We start from the raw sequence: 1,182 nt of genomic DNA, 5'->3' as shown, positions 1-1,182 counted from the left end.
CCTTGGTCTTCCGGCGGGGGAGTTTTTCACTCCCCTTGTCGTTACTCATGTCAGCATTCGCACTCGTGATACCTCCAGCAGACCTCTCGATCCACCTTCGTCGGCTTACACGACGCTCCTCTACCGCTCGTCATTCGACGAACCCGTAGCTTCGGTACCTGGTTTGAGCCCCGTTACATCTTCCGCGCAGGCCGACTCGACTAGTGAGCTATTACGCTTTCTTTAAAGGATGGCTGCTTCTAAGCCAACCTCCTAGCTGTCTGAGCCTTCCCACATCGTTTCCCACTTAACCAGGATTTCGGGACCTTAGCTGACGGTCTGGGTTGTTTCCCTTTTCACAACGGACGTTAGCACCCGCTGTGTGTCTCCCACGCGTCACTCACCGGTATTCGGAGTTTGCCTCGGGTTGGTAAGTCGGGATGACCCCCTAGCCGAAACAGTGCTCTACCCCCGGCGGTGCTACGTGAGGCGCTACCTAAATAGCTTTCGAGGAGAACCAGCTATCTCCGGGCTTGATTAGCCTTTCACTCCGATCCACAAGTCATCCAAATCTTTTTCAACAGATCCTGGTTCGGTCCTCCAGTTGATGTTACTCAACCTTCAACCTGCTCATGGATAGATCGCCCGGTTTCGGGTCTATTTCCAGCGACTGGTCGCCCAGTTAAGACTCGCTTTCGCTACGCCTCCCCTATACGGTTAAGCTCGCCACTGAAAATAAGTCGCTGACCCATTATACAAAAGGTACGCGGTCACATGACCTGCATGCTCCCACTGCTTGTACGCATACGGTTTCAGGATCTATTTCACTCCCCTCTCCGGGGTTCTTTTCGCCTTTCCCTCACGGTACTGGTTCACTATCGGTCAGCCAGGAGTATTTAGCCTTGGAGGATGGTCCCCCCGTCTTCAGTCAAGGTTTCTCGTGCCCCGACCTACTCGATTTCACATGATCAGATTTTCGGCTACGGGGCTATCACCCGCTATGGCCGTGCTTCCCAGCACGTTCGCCTAATCCGTCACATGCTTAAGGGCTGGTCCCCGTTCGCTCGCCGCTACTGGGGGAATCTCGGTTGATTTCTTTTCCTCGGGGTACTGAGATGTTTCAGTTCCCCCGGTTCGCCTCCCAACACCTATGGATTCAGTGTGGGATACCCACGTTACCGTGGGTGGGTTTCCCCATTCAGA

1 rRNA gene is annotated in these 1,182 nt (G+C 54.2%); it reads right to left on the bottom strand.

The window, feature by feature from the left end:
- Positions 1-1,182, bottom strand: a 23S ribosomal RNA gene (locus M8009_RS18850); the annotation flags it as partial.

This window comes from Halomonas gemina (assembly GCF_023554995.1).
Taxonomy (GTDB): domain Bacteria; phylum Pseudomonadota; class Gammaproteobacteria; order Pseudomonadales; family Halomonadaceae; genus Halomonas; species Halomonas gemina.
The sequence above is the reverse complement of the archived record's forward strand: the minus strand, read 5'-3'. Positions and strand labels throughout refer to the sequence as shown.